Source organism: Ruegeria sp. AWH4_226 (assembly GCF_056159225.1).
In genome coordinates, this window is record NZ_JBSWUU010000003.1 from 478,889 (window position 1) to 496,194 (window position 17,306).

Here is a 17,306-nt window from a genome sequence, read left to right on the forward strand (position 1 = left end):
CGCGATAACTTTTCGAATCCGGAGATCACAATGGCACTGGACAGCCAAACCGTGGGGGACACCCCGGCGCAAAACACTGCAGCGCAAAAATTCTACTTCGCCGCCTGGCGGTGGCATTTCTACGCGGGGATATTTGTCATCCCGTTTTTAATCACTCTGGCATGTACCGGGTTGATGATGATGTTCATCACCCAATTCGACGGCCGTGACGGTGAGAAAATTGCTGTTGCGGCACAAGGCTCCGCCCTGCCTGTGTCACAACAGGCCGATATCGCGCTGACCTCAGTTCCGGGATCGGTTGTAGAATGGATCGGCCCGAAAGCGGCCGATCTGGCAACTGTGTTTCGCATAAAAACCGAAGAGGGTCAGCGCTTGGTGGCCGTCGACCCCTATGCCGGAGAGGTACTGCAAGTCTGGGATCGCCGCGCAGGGTGGTACGATCTTGCAGAAAACATCCACTCGACCCTTATGATCGGCACAACCGGCGACCGCATAATCGAGATCGCTGCCGGGCTTAGCCTGCTGCTGGTTTTTACGGGCTGGTACATGTGGTGGCCGCGCGGGAACGCTCTGGCGGCTTTTGTGCCTAACTTGCGCGCGCGAGGACGGGCCTTGTGGAAATCTTTGCATTCTGTCACCGCATTCTGGATGTCGGGACTGCTGGTCGTCTTTCTAATCTCGGGCATGTCGTGGGCCGGAGTTTGGGGCGGAATGTTCGTACAGCCCTGGAGCAGCTTCCCAGCCGAAAAGTGGGATAACGTGCCCCTTTCGGACGAAACCCATGCCAGCATGAACCACGGGCACCAAAATGACGTCCCATGGGCGCTGGAGCAGACGCCAATGCCGGCGTCGGGGTCAAAGGCCGGTACCAACGGTGTGCCACAAGGTGCTCTGGTGGATATCGATGCCCTTGTTGCGTTGGGAGCCGAACTGGGGATGACCGGTCGCTTTCGCGTGGCTTATCCAAGGGGCGAAGACGGTGTCTGGACACTGAACCGCGACAGCATGAGCAGCGATTCTACAGATCCAGCGAATGATCGCACCGTTCATGTGGACCGGTACACCGGCAGGATTCTGGCGGATGTTCGGTACGCGGATTACTCGCTGATGGGCAAATCCATGGCGCTTGGCATTCCGCTTCACATGGGTCTGATGGGCACGTGGAACTTTATCCTGAACCTGGTGTTTTGCCTCTCGGTCATTTTTGTCTGTGTGTCTGGCGTTGTAATGTGGGTCAAGCGTCGGCCGCAGCGGTCAGGGCGTCTGGCAGCACCGCCGATGCCAGCAGAGCTGCCGCTGTGGAAAGGGGCTGTCATGATCGGCCTGTTCACGGCGATGGCCTTCCCGCTGGTTGGTCTGACCTTGCTGGCGCTACTGGTGATTGACCTGCTGCTGGTCAGCAACATTCCGGCCTTGAAACGTGCGGTAAGCTAAATCAATCTGGGCTGCGCTAAACGGTGCGGCCCATTCTCTGATGCTGTTTCCGCTATCCGGACTTGGCACCAACCGGCAAAGGCCCTAACACGGGAAACCAGAGGGACCACAGCCATGAAGACAAGAGAAATGAACCGGGACTGGATCGCCACCGCCGCCACGTTAAACAGCGCATTACCGTATCTCCAACGCTATGATGGGGCGATTGTCGTCATCAAGCTGGGCGGTCACGCCATGGGCAGCGACGAGGCGATGGAAAGCTTTGCTCGTGACGTGGTTCTGATGCGTCAGGTGGGCGTAAACCCGGTGATCGTGCATGGCGGCGGACCGATGATCAACGCGATGCTGAGCCAGTTGAATATCCAGTCCGAATTCGTGAACGGCAAACGCGTCACAGACAGGGCCACTGTCGAAGTGGTTGAGATGGTCCTGTCCGGCCTTGTCAACAAACGCATCGTTCAGGCAATCAATAGACAGGGTGGCACGGCTGTCGGCCTGTCGGGCAAGGACGCAAACCTGATCACCTGCGATCAGGCGGACCCCTCCCTGGGGTTTGTCGGCGCACCATCTGAGATGAACCCAAAGATTCTGCAAGATCTGTTCGCGCATGATGTGATTCCAGTAATCGCCCCCCTGGGTGCGGGCGAGAATGGCGAGACTTTCAACATCAACGGCGATACTGCTGCTGGTGCCATCGCGTCCGCGCTCAAGGCAGACCGGCTGCTTTTGCTAACGGACGTCTCGGGCGTGAAGAACGCAGGTGGCGAGGTCGTGACCGAGCTGAAGGCCGGTCAGATCCGTGAAATGACAATGGATGGCACGATCGCAGGTGGCATGATCCCAAAGACGGAAACGGCGCTGGACGCGCTGCACAGCGGCGTTCGCGCTGTGGTCATTCTGGACGGGCGCGCACCAAACGCCGTACTGTTAGAGTTGTTTACCGAACACGGTGCCGGTTCACTGATCCGGCCAGACTGATCAGCGCAGCGGAGGAGACATGACCGGACCAAACCCGACCTCCTCTTCCATTGCCTACGACCATGTGGACCAGGCGATACAGACCGTCGACCTGATCGTCATGGGGGCGCTGCATCCGCGGCTGACGGGTGCAAAGCAACTGGAAGGCGGGACCTTGATCTTGCTGGGTGCAGGGCGGGCGTTTTGGCCACAGCTGAAATCCGCACCGGAGTGGCTGAGCGAACACCCTGTAGACAGGTGGTCGTGGCGAGTCATCGGTGAATTGGCGCGTGATCTCGGGGCCGAGGCGTATTTTCCGTTCGGCGGCCCACCCTACGCCCCGTTTATCGATTGGGCGCTGAAATCTGGGCGTACTTTTAGTAGCCCCGTAGGCGCACTGGTGCACGACACGGTAGGTATGATGATTTCCTTCCGTGGCGCGCTGCATTTTGCCGAAGAGTTTTCAATTCCGCAGGTGACCGGTGTTTCTCCGTGTACAACCTGCGACGCTCCATGCGCCCAAGCCTGTCCGGTGGGCGCATTGAACAACCACAGTTTTTATGACGTCGACGCTTGCCACGGCCACCTGAACACAGCCAAAGGCCAGACCTGCATGACCGGGGGTTGCCTTGCGCGGCTGTCCTGCCCGCTCAGCGAAGGTGCGGGGCGCGATCCCGAACAATCCGCCCATCACATGAGGGCTTTCCACCCGTCATGACCCGTATGCTAATCCTGACCCGCCACGCAAAATCCAGCTGGGGTGATCTGTCGTTGGATGATCATGACCGCCCACTGAACAAGCGCGGGCGCAAGTCGGCCCCGGCGATTGCCGCATGGCTGCGTGCTAACAACTGGTTGCCTGACGAGGTGTTGAGTTCAACCTCGGCCCGCACCCGTGAAACATGGGATCTGATGAATCTGCGGTCGGAATCGGTCAGCTTTCACCGCACGCTCTATCACGCTGATTCAGAAGACATATTGCGCGATCTGTCCGGTGCCACAGGCAAAACCGTGCTTTTGCTGGGTCACAATCCGGGTATCGGAACTTTTGCCAACCGTATCGTCCGGCAAAAACCTGATCATCCCCGGTTTCTTGATTACCCGACCTGCGCAACGACCGTGATCCGGTTCGATACGACCGACTGGGCCAAGGTGCGCTGGAAAAGCGGCGCGGTGCAGGGATTTGTCATTCCACGCGAACTTTTGGAATGAAAAAAGGCGGGGCAAAACCCCGCCTTCTTTTCTGGTTTTATCGGGATTAGTGGCCCAAAATCTGGCTCAGGAACAGCTTGGTCCGTTCGCTTTGCGGGTTGTTGAAGAACTCTTCCGGTTCATTCTGCTCCACGATCTGACCCGCGTCCATGAAGATCACGCGGTTGGCCACCTGACGGGCAAAACCCATCTCATGCGTCACGCAGAGCATTGTCATGCCTTCCTCGGCCAGTTCGATCATGGTGTCGAGCACCTCTTTGATCATCTCTGGGTCAAGCGCCGATGTGGGTTCATCGAACAACATGATCCGCGGCATCATGCAGAGCGAGCGGGCAATCGCCACACGCTGCTGCTGACCGCCCGAAAGCTGGCCGGGATACTTGTCGGCCTGTTCAGGGATTTTTACCTTTTCCAGGAAATGCATCGCGCGCTCTTCCGCCTCTTTCTTGGGCGTCTTACGCACCCAGATAGGGGCCAGCGTGCAGTTCTCCAGAATGGTCAGGTGTGGGAACAGGTTGAAGTGTTGGAACACCATGCCAACCTCGGACCGGATTTTGTCGATGTTTTTCAGGTCATTCGACAACTCGGTCCCATCTACAACGATCCTACCCTGCTGGTGTTCCTCCAGCGCGTTTAAGCAGCGGATCAGGGTGGATTTGCCCGAACCCGACGGCCCGGCAATAACAATCCGCTCGCCTTGATTCACGGTCAGATTGATATCACGCAGAACGTGGAAAGACCCGTACCACTTGTTCATACCGTTGATTTCGATGGCGACCTCGTCGCTCACCTGCATTTTGGAGCGGTCGATTTCGCGGTCAATTGCAAGTTCAGACATGTGTTGAACTCCTTAACGATGATCTGTGGCAAGGCGACGCTCAAGCCACTGAGAATATTGAGAGATGCCGTAACAGACGACGAAGAACAGAAGCGCAGCAAAGCCGAGAAGCTCCCAATAGACGCCATTCCATTGGGTCGATGCCAGAATCGGCCCGCGGATCATGCCCACAAGGTCAAACATCGAGATAACCGAAACCAGCGTGGTGTCCTTGAACAGGCCCACGGCCACGTTCACGATACCGGGGATCGAAATCTTCAACGCCTGCGGTAGGATGATCAGTTGCATCGCCTGCGGGTAATCAAGGCCCAGACTGTCTGCTGCCTCGTACTGCCCACGCGGAAGGGCTGCCAGACCACCACGGATCACCTCGGCGATATAGGCGGCCGAGAACATGGTGATCATGATCACAACCCGCAGGAACAGGTCGACCGTGCTGTCAGGCGGGAAGAAATACGCCAGCATTACCGAGGCCACGAACAGCAGCGTGATCAGAGGCACGCCACGGATAAACTCGATGAAGATGACGCAGACCCACTTGATCAGCGGCATGTTCGATTGGCGGCCCAAAGCAAGAGCGATCCCAAGCGGCACCGACAAAGATACACAGGTCACACCCAGCATCATGTTCAGCATGAAACCGCCAAGATCGCGGCTGGGAACCGCCGTGAGCCAAGCGTTGTCTGACGCGCCTTCCGGTATCAGGGCTCCGCCGACGTTCCAGATGACCAGCGCAGTCACGATGGCCCCAAAAAACCCGGCGGCAAAGCTGTTGCTGCCCAGTTTCCGGAAAACCAACGAGGCCCCAACACAGCCGATCAGTGCGACCAGCGGTACAAGGATGGTGCCACCCCAAATCAACCAAAAGGCCAGGAAGGGATAGACTGCCGTGAACAACAGCATCTTGCGCGGCAGATCAAAGAAAAGCACCGGCGCAAAAGCCACCAACATCAGCACAAAAGCCAGATTTGGCCGCCAATAGGCCTCCTCGGGGTATTTGAATCCATAGATCAGTTGCGGCCACCGCTCGGTCAGAACCGCAAAACACGCACCGGTCTTACCGGCGAGAATCTCGCGGCATTCGGACAGAGAGTTTGCTTGCCACACACCGTTGAAAATCCATGGCATCGTGTTTTTTACAAGCACGTAGATCAGCAGCAGAGACAAAACCGTCAGAACAGTATTGGTAACGCCCGAGAACAGATTCTCGCGCAACCACTTGACGATGCCCGTTTCATTTGCAGGCGGTGGCGCTGGTGGGATGGTACCCTCGGCCACGAAAGCGATTGGGTTGGTTGTTTGATCACTCATGGCTCAGCGCTCCTTCAACTTAACGGAGGCATTGTAGATGTTCATACCCATCGAAATCAGCAGCGACGCCGTAAGATAGAACAACATCAACAACAAAACGCATTCGATCGCGCGGCCCGTCTGGTTCAGTGTGATACCGCCCAATGTTGCGGTGATATCCGCATATCCAACGGCAATCGCCAGCGACGAGTTCTTGGTGATGTTCAGATACTGCGAAATCAGCGGTGGGATGATAACCCGCAAGGCCTGGGGTAGGATCACCAGGTTCATGATGCGTCCCTGGCGCAAGCCCAGCGCAGCCGCAGCTTCAGTCTGTCCCTTGCTGATCGCCTGAATACCGGCCCGAACGTTCTCGGCGATGAAAGCACCTGTATAGATCGACAAGGCAAACCACAGAGCAATCAGCGGGCCACCGACCTTGATGCCGCCGCTGAAGTTGAAGCCTTTCAATTCAGGAACATTCCAAGTCAGGCCCATCAGAAACATCAGGATGCCAAACGGGGCTAGCCAAACCGCAAGTTTAACAAGCGTCGTTTTTGGCCGTACACCTGTTAGTTCCTGTGTTTTCGTCGCGCGCTTCTCGATCTCTCTGGACGCAAACCACGAACCACCCAAAACCACCAAAACCAAAAGCCAGTTCAGGAAGGTTGCGCCGAACAGTCCGCTAGAGAACTCCGGACGGGGGATATACACGCCACGGTTGGTGAACGCGAACAAATCCAGCACCATGCTGGACGCCGGATCCTCGCCCCGAAAGGCGCGCGGGCTGGGCAAAACGGCGGTCATGATGAAGAAGATGATGAGGATCCAGATCAACACCGGGATGTTCCGGAAAATCTCGACATAGATCGCCATCAATTTGGATACGAGCCAGTTTTTGGACAGGCGCAGAACACCAGCGATAACGCCGAAAATCGTGGCCGTGATACAAGCAAGAAACGCCACCAAAAGCGTGTTCAGCAAGCCAACGATAGCAGCGCGTGCATGCGAGGACTGGCTGTCATATTCAACCAATCGCTGGTTGATGTCGTACCCGGCTGGATCGCCAAGGAATTCGTAAGAGATGTTGAGCCCGGCGGCCCGAAGGTTCTGGATCAGGTTGTTCCCAAGATACCAGATAGAAAGCGCAATAACGATTGCCGCGATCACTTGAAAGGTAAGAGACCGATAGCGGGTATCGTTTATAAGCATCGACAACCGAAAATCGGCTTTCGGCGGGTCTGTCATGGTTGACATACTGTGGAATCCCCGTGCATTTCGGGTGCGTTATGTCCGGCGAGGTTTTCCCCGCTCTTGCGACACCCGTAGCATTATGATTTGAAAAAGGGCGCAGGTTGCCCGGCGCCCTTTTCCGTGGATTTTAGCGGAACGGCGGTGCGTACAGCAGACCACCGTCAGTCCACTGTGCGTTCAGGCCGCGTGCCAGACCGATCGGAGTTTCCTCACCGATGTTCTTGGCAAACACCTCGCCATAGTTACCACCGGATTTGATCGCGCGCTGCGCCCATGTTGCGTCCAGCCCCAGCATCTCACCCAGGGTGCCTTCGGTACCCAGCAGGCGGTTTACTTCGGGATTGTCGGTACCGGCTGCCATCTCGTCGATATTCGCCGAGGTCACGCCCAGTTCTTCCGCTGCGATCAGTGCGTTCAACGTCCAACGAACCACATCGCCCCACTCGTTGTCGCCGTGACGGACCAGCGGGCCCAGCGGCTCTTTCGAGATGATTTCAGGCAGGATTACGTGATCGCCCGAGTTTTCAAACGTTGCACGCGTGGCGGCAAGGCCGGATGCGTCAGTCGTGTAAACGTCACAAGCACCAGCCAGATACTGCTGTTGCGCTTCGGCGTTGGTTTCGATCGGAACCGGCTCGTAGCTCATGTTGTTGATGCGGAAGAAATCCGCCAGGTTGAGCTCGGTCGTGGTACCGGTCTGGATGCAGACGGTCGCACCATCCAATTCCTTGGCCGAGCTTACGCCCAGAGCCTTGGGAACCATGAAACCCTGACCATCATAGTAGTTGATGCCGACGAATTCGAATTTCAGATCGACGTCACGGCTGAAAGTCCAGGTGGTGTTACGGGCCAGCATGTCGATCTCACCCGAAGCCAGCGCGGTAAAGCGTGTTTTACCGGTGGTTGGAATGAATTCAACAGCCATCGGATCGTCCAGAACGGCGGCTGCGACTGCGCGGCAGACTGCCACGTCAAAGCCCTGCCACTCGCCGTTGGCATCAGGGCTGGCAAAGCCGGGTACACCGGTTGCAACGCCGCAGTTCAACTTGCCGCGTGCTTTGACATCGTCGGCGGTCCCTGCCGCAGCTGCGCCGGCAGCCAAGCCGGCGATGGTTGCCACGCCCAAGATTACGGATTTTTTCATTTTTACCTCTTCCTGATTTGCCGTCCCAGTCTAGGGACGGTTCTGTCCAGCACCTTTGGCGCTAGAAAGGTTTCCCCAAAGGTGTCTCCCCTTTAGTGGGCATGAGTTTGGGCGTAATCATAAACAAACGTCAAGGGCCGGATCAGGGAAAACGATGAGTCATCTCAAAGATGACTCGTCAGACGTTGGAAAATTGAGCTTTGTGGGATCAAACCGAGAGGTCAAAGAACTTTTTGGCGTGCAAAAACGCAGTCCTTTTTGTTTCTGAAACAGCGTGCGCCTCATCATCATGGCCCCATTGTTCAATCTGCCAAAGCTCGTCGAGCCGGGAAATTTGCCAGATTTCTTCCGCGGTACGCCAGTTTTGGGCCGCAGCGAACCCAAGGATCAGCGATCCAGACAGGCTTACAAGATCGTGAAAGGCAGCCAGCTGGAAATCGTTAAGTTCATGAACACGTTGCCTTAGCGGGGTCAGCGCCGTTTCCGATTGCGGCTGATGAAGCACACCAATCACGGGCCGTAACCGTGCCGAAAGCATGTCAGCTGCCCAGTCAAGGGCCGGGTCCCACTGTTCGGCCTGACGCTCTTGCAACTCTTGCGGGTGCGTCGCGCGGTAGCACAGCAAATCCGAATCGCCATAGTCTGCAAGCATGTCCGCAACTTCGGCGTGTTGCTGCCGCACCTTGTCAATCGCGGCATTCGCCGACCGTGTGAACGGCATCGCTGTCGGGTCAATCACATCTTGCTGAGCGTCCCATTCCGCGGCGACCTCTTCGGCCATGGAACGCGTTGGCAGGATCAAGGCAGCCTTGGCCGGGGTTTTGACACGGCGGCCGTCCAGTTCGACGGTGTAGCCTCCTTCAGCTCCGATCACCGCACACTCGGTCCAAAATCGTTTCGGCTTCCAGTCGCTCATGTCTTCAGGTCCAGATTGCGTCCAGCACCCTTGGCAGCTGGTCAAAGGTTTCAATCACACAAGTTGCCCCGTCCAGCGCTGATCGATGGTGGTAGCCCCAGGTCACGCCGACGCTCGGGACTCCCGCCGCGCGCGCCATGTCCATATCGAACCGGGTGTCTCCGACCATCACCGTGTTGGCTACACCCACCCCTGTTTCACCGCGCGCCGTGTCGATCATCGAAGGATGCGGCTTGGATGGATGATGGTCCGCGACCTGTCGGGTCACGAAATAGCGCTCTAACCCATGTGCCTCAATCAAAGCATCCAGACCGCGCTGGGACTTTCCGGTTGCCACGCCCAACAGAATTTCGGGGACGGCATGCAAAGCCTCAATGGTATCGCGCGCACCGGGGTAGAGCGGTGAACTGGCGGCGCCCTGTTCAAGCCGATTTGCGTGATAGGCCTGTTTATAGCCCTCAACAAGCAGCCGCTGATCAGCATCGGTACACTCGGGCACCAGACGCGCCATGGCATTGGGCAAGGACAGCCCCACGATGGATAAGATCGCCTCTCGCTCAGGGACGGGCAGCGACAGGGCATCGAAACTGGTAGTCATCGCCGCCACGATGCTGCCCTGGCTGTCGACCAACGTGCCGTCGACATCGAACAGCACCAAACGCAAAGGTGCGCTCATTGCAGGTCCTCAAACGGATCGCCAGCCGCCAGATCCTCAGTCCATCCGAAGGTGTCCCAGCTTTGTTTCATATGGTCTGGCAGTGGTGCCGTGACGGTGATGGTCTTGCGGGTTACTGGATGCTGGAACGACGCTTGCCGGGCGTGCAGGTGCAGCTTTTTGCTGATAATCCCGCCAAGTTGCGCGCCCCAGCCATCGCCCAGATTCTCTTGCCCCGATCCACCGTATTTCCCATCACCGATGATCGGATGTCTGATCGCAGCCATATGCGCCCGCAACTGATGTGTGCGGCCCGTGATCGGCTCCATCGCCACCCACGAGGCGCGCCCTGCCACCCGATACAATGTTGCATAGAGTGTATGCGCCCGTTTCGCGCCCGGCGTGTCGTTGATTTCGTTCAGATGCACGGCGATCATCTTTTCGCCCTCACCCTGCTTGCCGTGACCCGAGGCCTTGACCAACCCGGTCTTGATCTCACCTAGGTATGGCGTCGGCACCCCTGCCACCAGCGCCCAGTAGATCTTGCGCGTGTCGCGGTGACGGAAAGCTGCGGTTAACCCCTTGGCGGCATCGCGCGTACGCGCCATCAGCAGAACGCCCGAGGTGTCCTTGTCCAATCGATGCACGAGGCGGGGGTTCTCATCATATCCAAAGCGCAGAGCCTCGGACAGGCTGTCCACATGGCGCGTCTGACCACTTCCGCCCTGCACCGGAAGACCATGCGGTTTATTCAGCGCCAACACATGATCATCGCGGTAGATCACGCAGGACTGGATCATTTTGGCGTCGGCCTCTGACACAGCCTTTTTGACCTCGGCAGGCGTGTGATCGGCGTCAGGCAATGGCGGCACGCGAACGACCTGCCCAGCCTCAAGCCGGGTCGAGGCCTTGACGCGACTACCTTCAACACGCAACTCGCCCTTGCGGCACATCTTTTCGATGCGACCCTGACTGACATGGGGGAACAGACGACGCAGCCAGCGGTCAACCCGCTGGTCGCCGTCACCTTTTTCCACGGTGATTATCTGTACGCCGCTCATGCCGATATCTCCTGCGCCGCACGGACCATCCGCGCGACCAACCAGTCTGTAGGTACCCTAGAAAACATGCGCGTCTGTGGCGCGCAAAGGGCCAAGAGTCAAGGCGGTCAGATGTTCGTGAAATCCCCGTGCCGACCGGCCCCGTCGCGGAAACGACCCGCCCCGGCCGTGCCTTCGCGGCGGATCGCCTCAAGACCATTGGCCCATTCAACCTTGAGCGCATCCCGTACCGGCATACCGCGTGTCTCGATGATCGACCGGCGATCGGCCCGTACAGCCGCTTGCGGGAAACGGGCAATTTCACGGGCCATAGACTCGGCACTTGCCCGAGCCTCACCATGCGGTACAACCTTTTCCGCCAGACCGATGCGATAGCATTCCTCTGCTTCGACCTTGCGTCCGGTCAGGGCGATCTCAAGCGCTTTGCCCTGTCCGACAAGCCGCGGCAAGCGAACCGTGCCGCCATCCATCAGTGTAATCCCCCAGCGGCGGCAATAAACGCCCAGATACGCCGTTTCCGCCATCACTCGGATATCGCACCACAGGGCAAGCTCCATACCGCCCGCCACAGCGGCACCTTCAATTGCCCCGATCACCGGTTTGGACAACTCCAAACGAGACGGCCCCATGGGGCCAAGCGTCGAGGGCGCAGACCCAATCGGGAAGGCATGTTGTTCAAAATAGGCCTCGCCCAGCTCTCTGTCTGCAAGAGTGGCCGCCAGTTTCAAATCCCAACCGGCACAAAAATTACCACCCTTGCCCCAGAATACGGCAACCTTGGCCGGGCTATGTTCAAACTCCAGAAATGCGGCGACCAGTGCTTTGGCGTGTTCCGTGTCTACAGCGTTGCGGGCTTGCGGACGGTCATGGATGATGGTCCAGACATCTTCGGTTTTTTCGATTGAGACAGTCATGCGGTTCCTCCCTCGGGTCTCAGGCCCCAAAGGAAACGCGTTTTGCCTCACCTGTCGCCCCTTACGCGGCGGAACTTAGGTGTTACGCTGCGCGCGCAGCTTGGCAAAGTAGTCCAGTCGTTTTTTCAACTCACGCTCAAATCCGCGTTCGACCGGTTGGTAGAGCTCGGGCCGCTCCATCCCGTCCGGGAAATAGTTCTGACCCGAAAACCCATCTTCGGCGTCGTGATCATACGCATAGCCCGCGCCATATCCCTGATCCTTCATCAACGAGGTCGGCGCATTCAGGATATGCTTTGGCGGCGGCTCGCTGCCCGACTGTTTAGCCAGCCGCATCGCTGCCTTGTAGCCCACATAGGCCCCGTTCGATTTCGGGGCGAGCGCCAGATAGACCAGCGCCTGCGCCAGCGCCAGCTCACCCTCAGGGCTGCCAAGCCGCTCATAGGTTTGCCAGGACTGCAGGCAGATCGCCTGTGCTTGCGGATCGGCCAGACCAATATCCTCAATCGCCATCCGGGTGATACGGCGCGCCAGATACCTAGGGTCCTCGCCCCCCGTCAGCATTCTTGCAAACCAGTACAGGGCGGCATCCGGATCAGAGCCCCGTACTGATTTGTGAAGGGCTGAGATAAGGTTGTAATGCTCATCGCCTGATTTGTCGTATTTCGCCGCCCTGCGCATCAATCGTGTCGACAGAGCGTCCGGGTCGAGGGGCGCATCGACCTTCCACGCCGCGATCTGTTCAATCAGGTTCAAGAGCGCCCGCCCGTCGCCATCCGCCATTTCCTGCAGCGCCTCGCGCGCGGGGCCAGTCAACGGCAAGGCGTGATCGAGTTCCTTCTCTGCCCGCTGCGTCAGGCGTTCCAGATCGGCAAGACTAAGCCGTTCCAGCACCAGAACCTGCGCCCTGCTGAGCAACGCGGCGTTCAGCTCAAAAGACGGGTTTTCCGTCGTTGCCCCAACCAGTAGGATCGTGCCATCCTCCATATGCGGCAAGAACCCATCCTGCTGAGCTTTGTTAAAGCGGTGGATTTCGTCCACGAACAATAGCGTCCCCTGCCCGTTCTGCCGCCGGATCCTGGCCGCCTCGAACACTTTCTTCAGATCGGGTACACCCGTGAAAATGGCGCTGATCTGGACGAAGTGCAGATCGGTTTCCTGCGCCAGCAGCCGTGCGATTGTGGTTTTACCCACGCCCGGTGGCCCCCAGAACAACAGGCTGGACAAACTGCCCGAAGCCAGCATCACCCCCAGCGGCGCGTCTGGACCCAATACCTGCTCTTGCCCAATCACCTCGGACAGCGACTGTGGTCGCAACCGATCGGCTAGCGGGCGATGGGCAGAAGATGTAGGCTCGGTCGCCCCGGTATCGAACAGATCACCCAAGGTTCTAAAGCCGGAACCGCAGGGAAATGGGACGGCCCCCGCGCAGAATATCAAAGACCAACCGACGACCGGGGTTGGTCAGCGCATCCACCACATCGCGGGGATTTTCAACTTTTACGCCGTTGATGCCGTTGATCACATCACCCACACGCAGGCCCGACCGACCGCCATAGCGGTCAGCATCCACCACAACCACGCCGGTCTGCGACAAAAGCAGACCCATCTGGGCAATCACCGCCGGATTGATGCGCGCGACCGTCAGGCCCGGCATCACTGTCCGATCATCCAGCGCGGTTTCCTCAGCTGGTGGAGACTCGGGTGCTTTGATCAAGGCAACTTCAACATCGGCTTGTTCATCACCGCGCAGCCGGGTCACGACTGAGGTGCCACCAACCCCCGCCACGGACATGCGAAACTTCATCTCGGCGGGCGAGTTCACCTCATCCCCGTCTACATGGGTCACCACGTCGCCCACCCGCAGACCCGCATCAGCCAAAGGACTAAGCGGATGAAGGTCGGAAATCACCACGCCCTGCGGCATAACCAGACCTAATGATTCCGCGATATCGGCGCTCATGTGCTGCCCGGCCATACCAGCCCACGGGCTGATGAAACTGTCATTGCCCTGCTGCGCTTGTCGCAGAAACTCTGCCACCAGGTTCGCCGGAATGGCAAAACCGATCCCATTAGAGCCACCGGACCGGGTCAGGATAGCGGTGTTGATTCCAATCAGGTCGCCGTTCACGTCGATCAAGGCCCCGCCGGAGTTTCCCGGATTGATGGCCGCATCAGTCTGAATGAAGTAGCCACGCGCATTCCCCGTGGCAGCACCTGTGCGGGCAAGTCCGGAGACTATACCGGACGATACAGTCTGCCCAACCCCAAACGGGTTGCCAATGGCCAGCGCCAATTCACCGACTTCGACATGGTCCGAGTCGCGTAAATCCAGGAATGGCAGATCCTTGGCCCCGTCCAACCGAAGAATGGCGATATCGCTTTCCTTATCTCCCAGCACCACTTGCGCCGAATACTCTCTGCGATCTGTTGTCACCACGCGAATCTCGGTGGCTGATCCTACCACGTGGTAATTGGACACCACGTAGCCATCTGCCGACAGGATCACACCCGATCCAAGAGAGTTTTGAACCCGCGGGCGCGGCTCGCCAAAACCCCCGCCAAAGAAATCTTCAAAAAACGGGTCCGAGAAGAAGGGGTTGGCCCGGCCTCGTCGGACAATCTTGGCATAGATGTTGACGACCGCCGGCGACGCCTGTTTGACCACCGGCGCAAATCCTATGCTGATTTCGGCCTGCGATTGCGGAACGCGGGTGTCAGCAGACGCCATGGAAGCGCAGGCAAACAAGAAAGCGATAAGTGTCGCGCGGAACATAGTGACCTCAAACTACAGAGTTGTGATGGATATGCGCGTCCGCGAAACGTAATGCAAGCATAGGGAGGGGGTTCGACACAGCGGCAATGCTGGCCGCATGTGTTTTTTTTGCAGCGCCATCAAACTATCACGTTTGGTGGTGTCAGGGGTCCGGTCGATGTCTCATTTGAAAGAAGACGCTGGTCCACAACACAGTCGCGCACGATGGGATGCAGCGATCAATTGTGCATCCTTGTCCTTGGAAAAGAAAAAGCCCCGCGTTGGGATTGCGGGGCCTGATTTGGAAAGCTTGGGCTTTCTTATTCTTCGTCTGCGGCCTCTTCGGCGGCAACGCGGGCTTTATCAGCCGCGCCTTTGGCGTCGACGTCGCGATCTACAAATTCGATGATCGCCATCGGAGCCATGTCGCCGTAGCGGAAGCCAGCTTTCATGATGCGGACGTAACCACCCTGACGCTCGGCGTAGCGGGGACCCAGAACTTCGAACAGCTTTGCGACGTCTTTGTCTTCTTTCAGCTGTGCTGCGGCCTGACGGCGGGCGTGCAGGTCGCCGCGCTTGCCAAGGGTGACCAGCTTTTCGATGATCGGGCGCAGTTCTTTTGCCTTGGGCAGAGTTGTTTTGATTTGCTCATGTTCGATGAGCGAGCCGGCCATGTTTGCAAACAGAGCCTTACGGTGCTCATGAGTACGGTTCAGGCGGCGGTAACCACGTGCGTGACGCATTTTCTAGTTCCTTCTTTCGCGTTTTGCTTTGTCTGGCCGGCGATGCGTGTCACCGGCTCTCCTTGGGGCGGAAGTGCCCATACAGTCCCCGGATAGTCCCAATTCGGGCCGGGCATTGGGGAAGACGCGCTTAGAACGCGTCTTCGAATTTCTTTGCCAGATCTTCGATGTTGTCCGGCGGCCAATCCTCGACATCCATGCCAAGGTGCAGACCCATGCCAGACAGCACTTCTTTGATCTCGTTCAGCGACTTGCGGCCGAAGTTCGGAGTGCGCAGCATTTCGGCTTCGGTTTTCTGGATCAGGTCGCCGATGTAAACGATGTTGTCGTTCTTCAGGCAGTTTGCCGAACGGACCGACAGTTCCAGCTCGTCCACTTTCTTCAGCAGCAGCGGGTTGAATTCCAGACCATCGTCTTCGTCCTGGCGACCAGCCGACTCTGGCTCGTCGAAGTTGACAAAGATGGACAGCTGGTCCTGCAGGATACGAGCGGCAAACGCCAGCGCGTCCTCAGGCGTGATCGAACCATCGGTATCGATCTTCAAGGTCAGCTTGTCATAGTCCAGAACCTGACCTTCACGGGTCGGCTGAACGTCATAAGCAACCTTTTTGACCGGCGAATAGATCGCGTCGATCGGGATCAGGCCGATGGGCGCATCTTCGGGCTTGTTCTTCTCGGCCGAGACATATCCCTTGCCAGTATTGACGGTCAGTTCCATGAACAGATCCGCGCCATCGTCCAGGTGGCAGATGACGTGATCGCGGTTCAGAACCTCGATACCGGCGCTTTCGCTGATGTCGCCCGCCGTGACAACCGCAGGACCCTTCGCATTGATCGACAGGCGCTTGGGGCCTTCGACTTCCATGCGCAGCGCAACCTGCTTGAGGTTCAGGATGATGTCGGTGACGTCTTCACGAACGCCCGCGACCGACGAGAACTCGTGCAATACATTATCGATCTGAACGCTGGTAATAGCCGCACCCTGCAGCGAGCTCATCAGAACACGGCGCAGCGCGTTGCCCAGAGTCAGACCGAAGCCACGCTCCAGCGGTTCGGCAACCAAGGTTGCCTGGCGCGCAGGATCGTTGCCCGGCTTGCCTTCCAGCTGGGTCGGCTTGATCAATTCTGCCCAATTCTTGTGGATCATGTAATCCCTCCATTCCTGTCCGCGCCCCATGACCAACAAGGTGCAGACGCCCGAGGTTTAAAATGACGTGCTGGGGCCGTGCAAAAACGCGGGCCCCAGCTCAATTCAAAATTCCTTACACACGGCGGCGCTTAGGCGGACGGCAGCCGTTGTGCGCCATCGGCGTCACGTCGCGGATCGACGTGATGTTGAAGCCTACGGCAGCCAGCGCGCGCAGTGCTGATTCACGACCCGAACCGGGGCCCTGAACTTCGACTTCGAGCGTCTTGACGCCATGTTCCTGCGCCTTCTTGCCTGCGTCTTCTGCAGCCATCTGAGCGGCGTAGGGCGTCGACTTCCGCGATCCCTTGAAACCCATGGTGCCAGCGGACGACCACGAGATCGCGTTGCCCTGCACATCCGAGATCAGGATCTTGGTGTTGTTGAAGGTCGAGTTCACATGGGCAACGCCCGATGCGATGTTCTTACGCTCTTTACGCTTAATGCGTGTCTTGTCACGTGCCATCAGTCAGACCCTCCCTTATTTCTTCTTACCGGCAATGGCCTTTGCGGGGCCTTTGCGGGTACGTGCGTTGGTGTGGGTACGCTGACCGCGAACCGGCAGGTTGCGGCGGTGACGCAGACCGCGATAGCAGCCCAGGTCCATCAGGCGCTTGACGTTCATCTGAACTTCACGACGCAGGTCACCTTCAACGGTGTAGTTGGCATCGATATGTTCGCGGATGGCCAGAACTTCGGCATCCGACAGTTCATTGACGCGACGAGACGCTTCAATGCCCACGGCTTCGCAAATCGCTTTGGCCGAGGTGTTGCCGATACCGGTGATATATGTGAGGGCGATAGGTACCCGTTTGGCAGTCGGGATGTTTACGCCGGCAATACGTGCCACGTGTCACTTTCCTTTTTGTTGCGGTTCCGTAGCTCCAGAACCTTTTTTCACAACACTTGACCGTGGCAGTGAGGCCAGAGGGTCCAGCATTTGTACG

The 17,306-nt window shown here is 58.0% G+C and carries 18 protein-coding genes; 4 read left to right on the forward strand and 14 right to left on the reverse strand.

Translation table 11 applies throughout. The features are described from left to right. Positions 1-30: 30 nt before the first annotated feature. The 4 genes from ACXAET_RS20715 (at position 31) to ACXAET_RS20730 (ending at position 3,603) form a co-directional block, all read left to right on the forward strand. Positions 31-1,434, forward strand: coding sequence for a PepSY-associated TM helix domain-containing protein (locus ACXAET_RS20715; RefSeq protein ID WP_475190029.1), 1,404 nt, complete (start codon positions 31-33; stop codon positions 1,432-1,434). Between the two features lie 114 nt (positions 1,435-1,548). Next, positions 1,549-2,412: an acetylglutamate kinase gene (gene argB, locus ACXAET_RS20720; protein WP_475190033.1), complete on the forward strand. Its 864-nt coding sequence runs from the start codon at positions 1,549-1,551 to the stop codon at positions 2,410-2,412. Between the two features lie 19 nt (positions 2,413-2,431). Continuing rightward, positions 2,432-3,109 carry a ferredoxin gene (locus ACXAET_RS20725; protein WP_475190037.1) on the forward strand — a complete coding sequence of 226 codons (678 nt, stop codon included), beginning with the start codon at positions 2,432-2,434 and terminating at the stop codon, positions 3,107-3,109. After that, positions 3,106-3,603, forward strand: coding sequence for a SixA phosphatase family protein (locus ACXAET_RS20730; protein WP_475190039.1), 498 nt, complete (start codon positions 3,106-3,108; stop codon positions 3,601-3,603). The genes ACXAET_RS20725 and ACXAET_RS20730 overlap by 4 nt, the downstream gene beginning before the upstream one ends. Before the next feature lie 46 nt (positions 3,604-3,649). Here the strand turns inward: ACXAET_RS20730 and ACXAET_RS20735 are convergent, their stop codons facing one another. From ACXAET_RS20735 to rpsM, 14 genes are all read right to left on the reverse strand, one after another. After that, a complete protein-coding gene (locus tag ACXAET_RS20735; protein ID WP_068340703.1) occupies positions 3,650-4,441 on the reverse strand; it encodes an amino acid ABC transporter ATP-binding protein in 792 nt (263 codons plus the stop codon). Between the two features lie 12 nt (positions 4,442-4,453). Next, entirely contained in the window at positions 4,454-5,752 is a 1,299-nt protein-coding gene (locus ACXAET_RS20740; protein ID WP_475190043.1) for an amino acid ABC transporter permease, read from the reverse strand. Between the two features lie 3 nt (positions 5,753-5,755). Continuing rightward, a complete protein-coding gene (locus ACXAET_RS20745; RefSeq protein ID WP_475190046.1) occupies positions 5,756-6,988 on the reverse strand; it encodes an amino acid ABC transporter permease in 1,233 nt (410 codons plus the stop codon). Positions 6,989-7,112: 124 nt separating this feature from the next. Then, the gene (locus tag ACXAET_RS20750) at positions 7,113-8,129 is read right to left on the reverse strand and encodes an amino acid ABC transporter substrate-binding protein (protein WP_475190049.1); all 1,017 of its coding nucleotides are present in this window, start codon (positions 8,127-8,129) and stop codon (positions 7,113-7,115) included. A 208-nt stretch (positions 8,130-8,337) separates the two neighbouring features. After that, entirely contained in the window at positions 8,338-9,045 is a 708-nt protein-coding gene (locus ACXAET_RS20755) for an ATP12 family chaperone protein (protein WP_475190051.1), read from the reverse strand. Positions 9,046-9,049: 4 nt separating this feature from the next. After that, positions 9,050-9,721, reverse strand: a complete 672-nt coding sequence (locus tag ACXAET_RS20760; RefSeq protein ID WP_475190054.1) for an HAD-IA family hydrolase — start codon at positions 9,719-9,721, stop codon at positions 9,050-9,052. After that, positions 9,718-10,761 carry an RluA family pseudouridine synthase gene (locus tag ACXAET_RS20765; RefSeq protein ID WP_475190056.1) on the reverse strand — a complete coding sequence of 348 codons (1,044 nt, stop codon included), beginning with the start codon at positions 10,759-10,761 and terminating at the stop codon, positions 9,718-9,720. Before ACXAET_RS20765 ends, ACXAET_RS20760 begins: the two co-directional genes overlap by 4 nt. 107 nt (positions 10,762-10,868) lie before the next feature. Next, positions 10,869-11,675: a crotonase/enoyl-CoA hydratase family protein gene (locus ACXAET_RS20770; protein ID WP_475190059.1), complete on the reverse strand. Its 807-nt coding sequence runs from the start codon at positions 11,673-11,675 to the stop codon at positions 10,869-10,871. 75 nt (positions 11,676-11,750) lie between these two features. Next, positions 11,751-13,061 carry a replication-associated recombination protein A gene (locus ACXAET_RS20775; protein ID WP_475190062.1) on the reverse strand — a complete coding sequence of 437 codons (1,311 nt, stop codon included), beginning with the start codon at positions 13,059-13,061 and terminating at the stop codon, positions 11,751-11,753. 4 nt (positions 13,062-13,065) lie between these two features. Then, positions 13,066-14,451: a trypsin-like peptidase domain-containing protein gene (locus ACXAET_RS20780; protein ID WP_475190064.1), complete on the reverse strand. Its 1,386-nt coding sequence runs from the start codon at positions 14,449-14,451 to the stop codon at positions 13,066-13,068. Positions 14,452-14,750: 299 nt separating this feature from the next. Next, positions 14,751-15,173, reverse strand: a complete 423-nt coding sequence (gene rplQ / locus ACXAET_RS20785; protein ID WP_475190066.1) for a 50S ribosomal protein L17 — start codon at positions 15,171-15,173, stop codon at positions 14,751-14,753. Positions 15,174-15,303: 130 nt separating this feature from the next. Beyond that, positions 15,304-16,320, reverse strand: coding sequence for a DNA-directed RNA polymerase subunit alpha (locus ACXAET_RS20790; RefSeq protein WP_068340717.1), 1,017 nt, complete (start codon positions 16,318-16,320; stop codon positions 15,304-15,306). 115 nt (positions 16,321-16,435) lie between these two features. Beyond that, positions 16,436-16,825: a 30S ribosomal protein S11 gene (gene rpsK / locus ACXAET_RS20795; protein ID WP_475190073.1), complete on the reverse strand. Its 390-nt coding sequence runs from the start codon at positions 16,823-16,825 to the stop codon at positions 16,436-16,438. A gap of 15 nt (positions 16,826-16,840) precedes the next feature. Further along, positions 16,841-17,209, reverse strand: a complete 369-nt coding sequence (rpsM, locus tag ACXAET_RS20800; protein WP_068340723.1) for a 30S ribosomal protein S13 — start codon at positions 17,207-17,209, stop codon at positions 16,841-16,843. Positions 17,210-17,306: the final 97 nt, after the last annotated feature.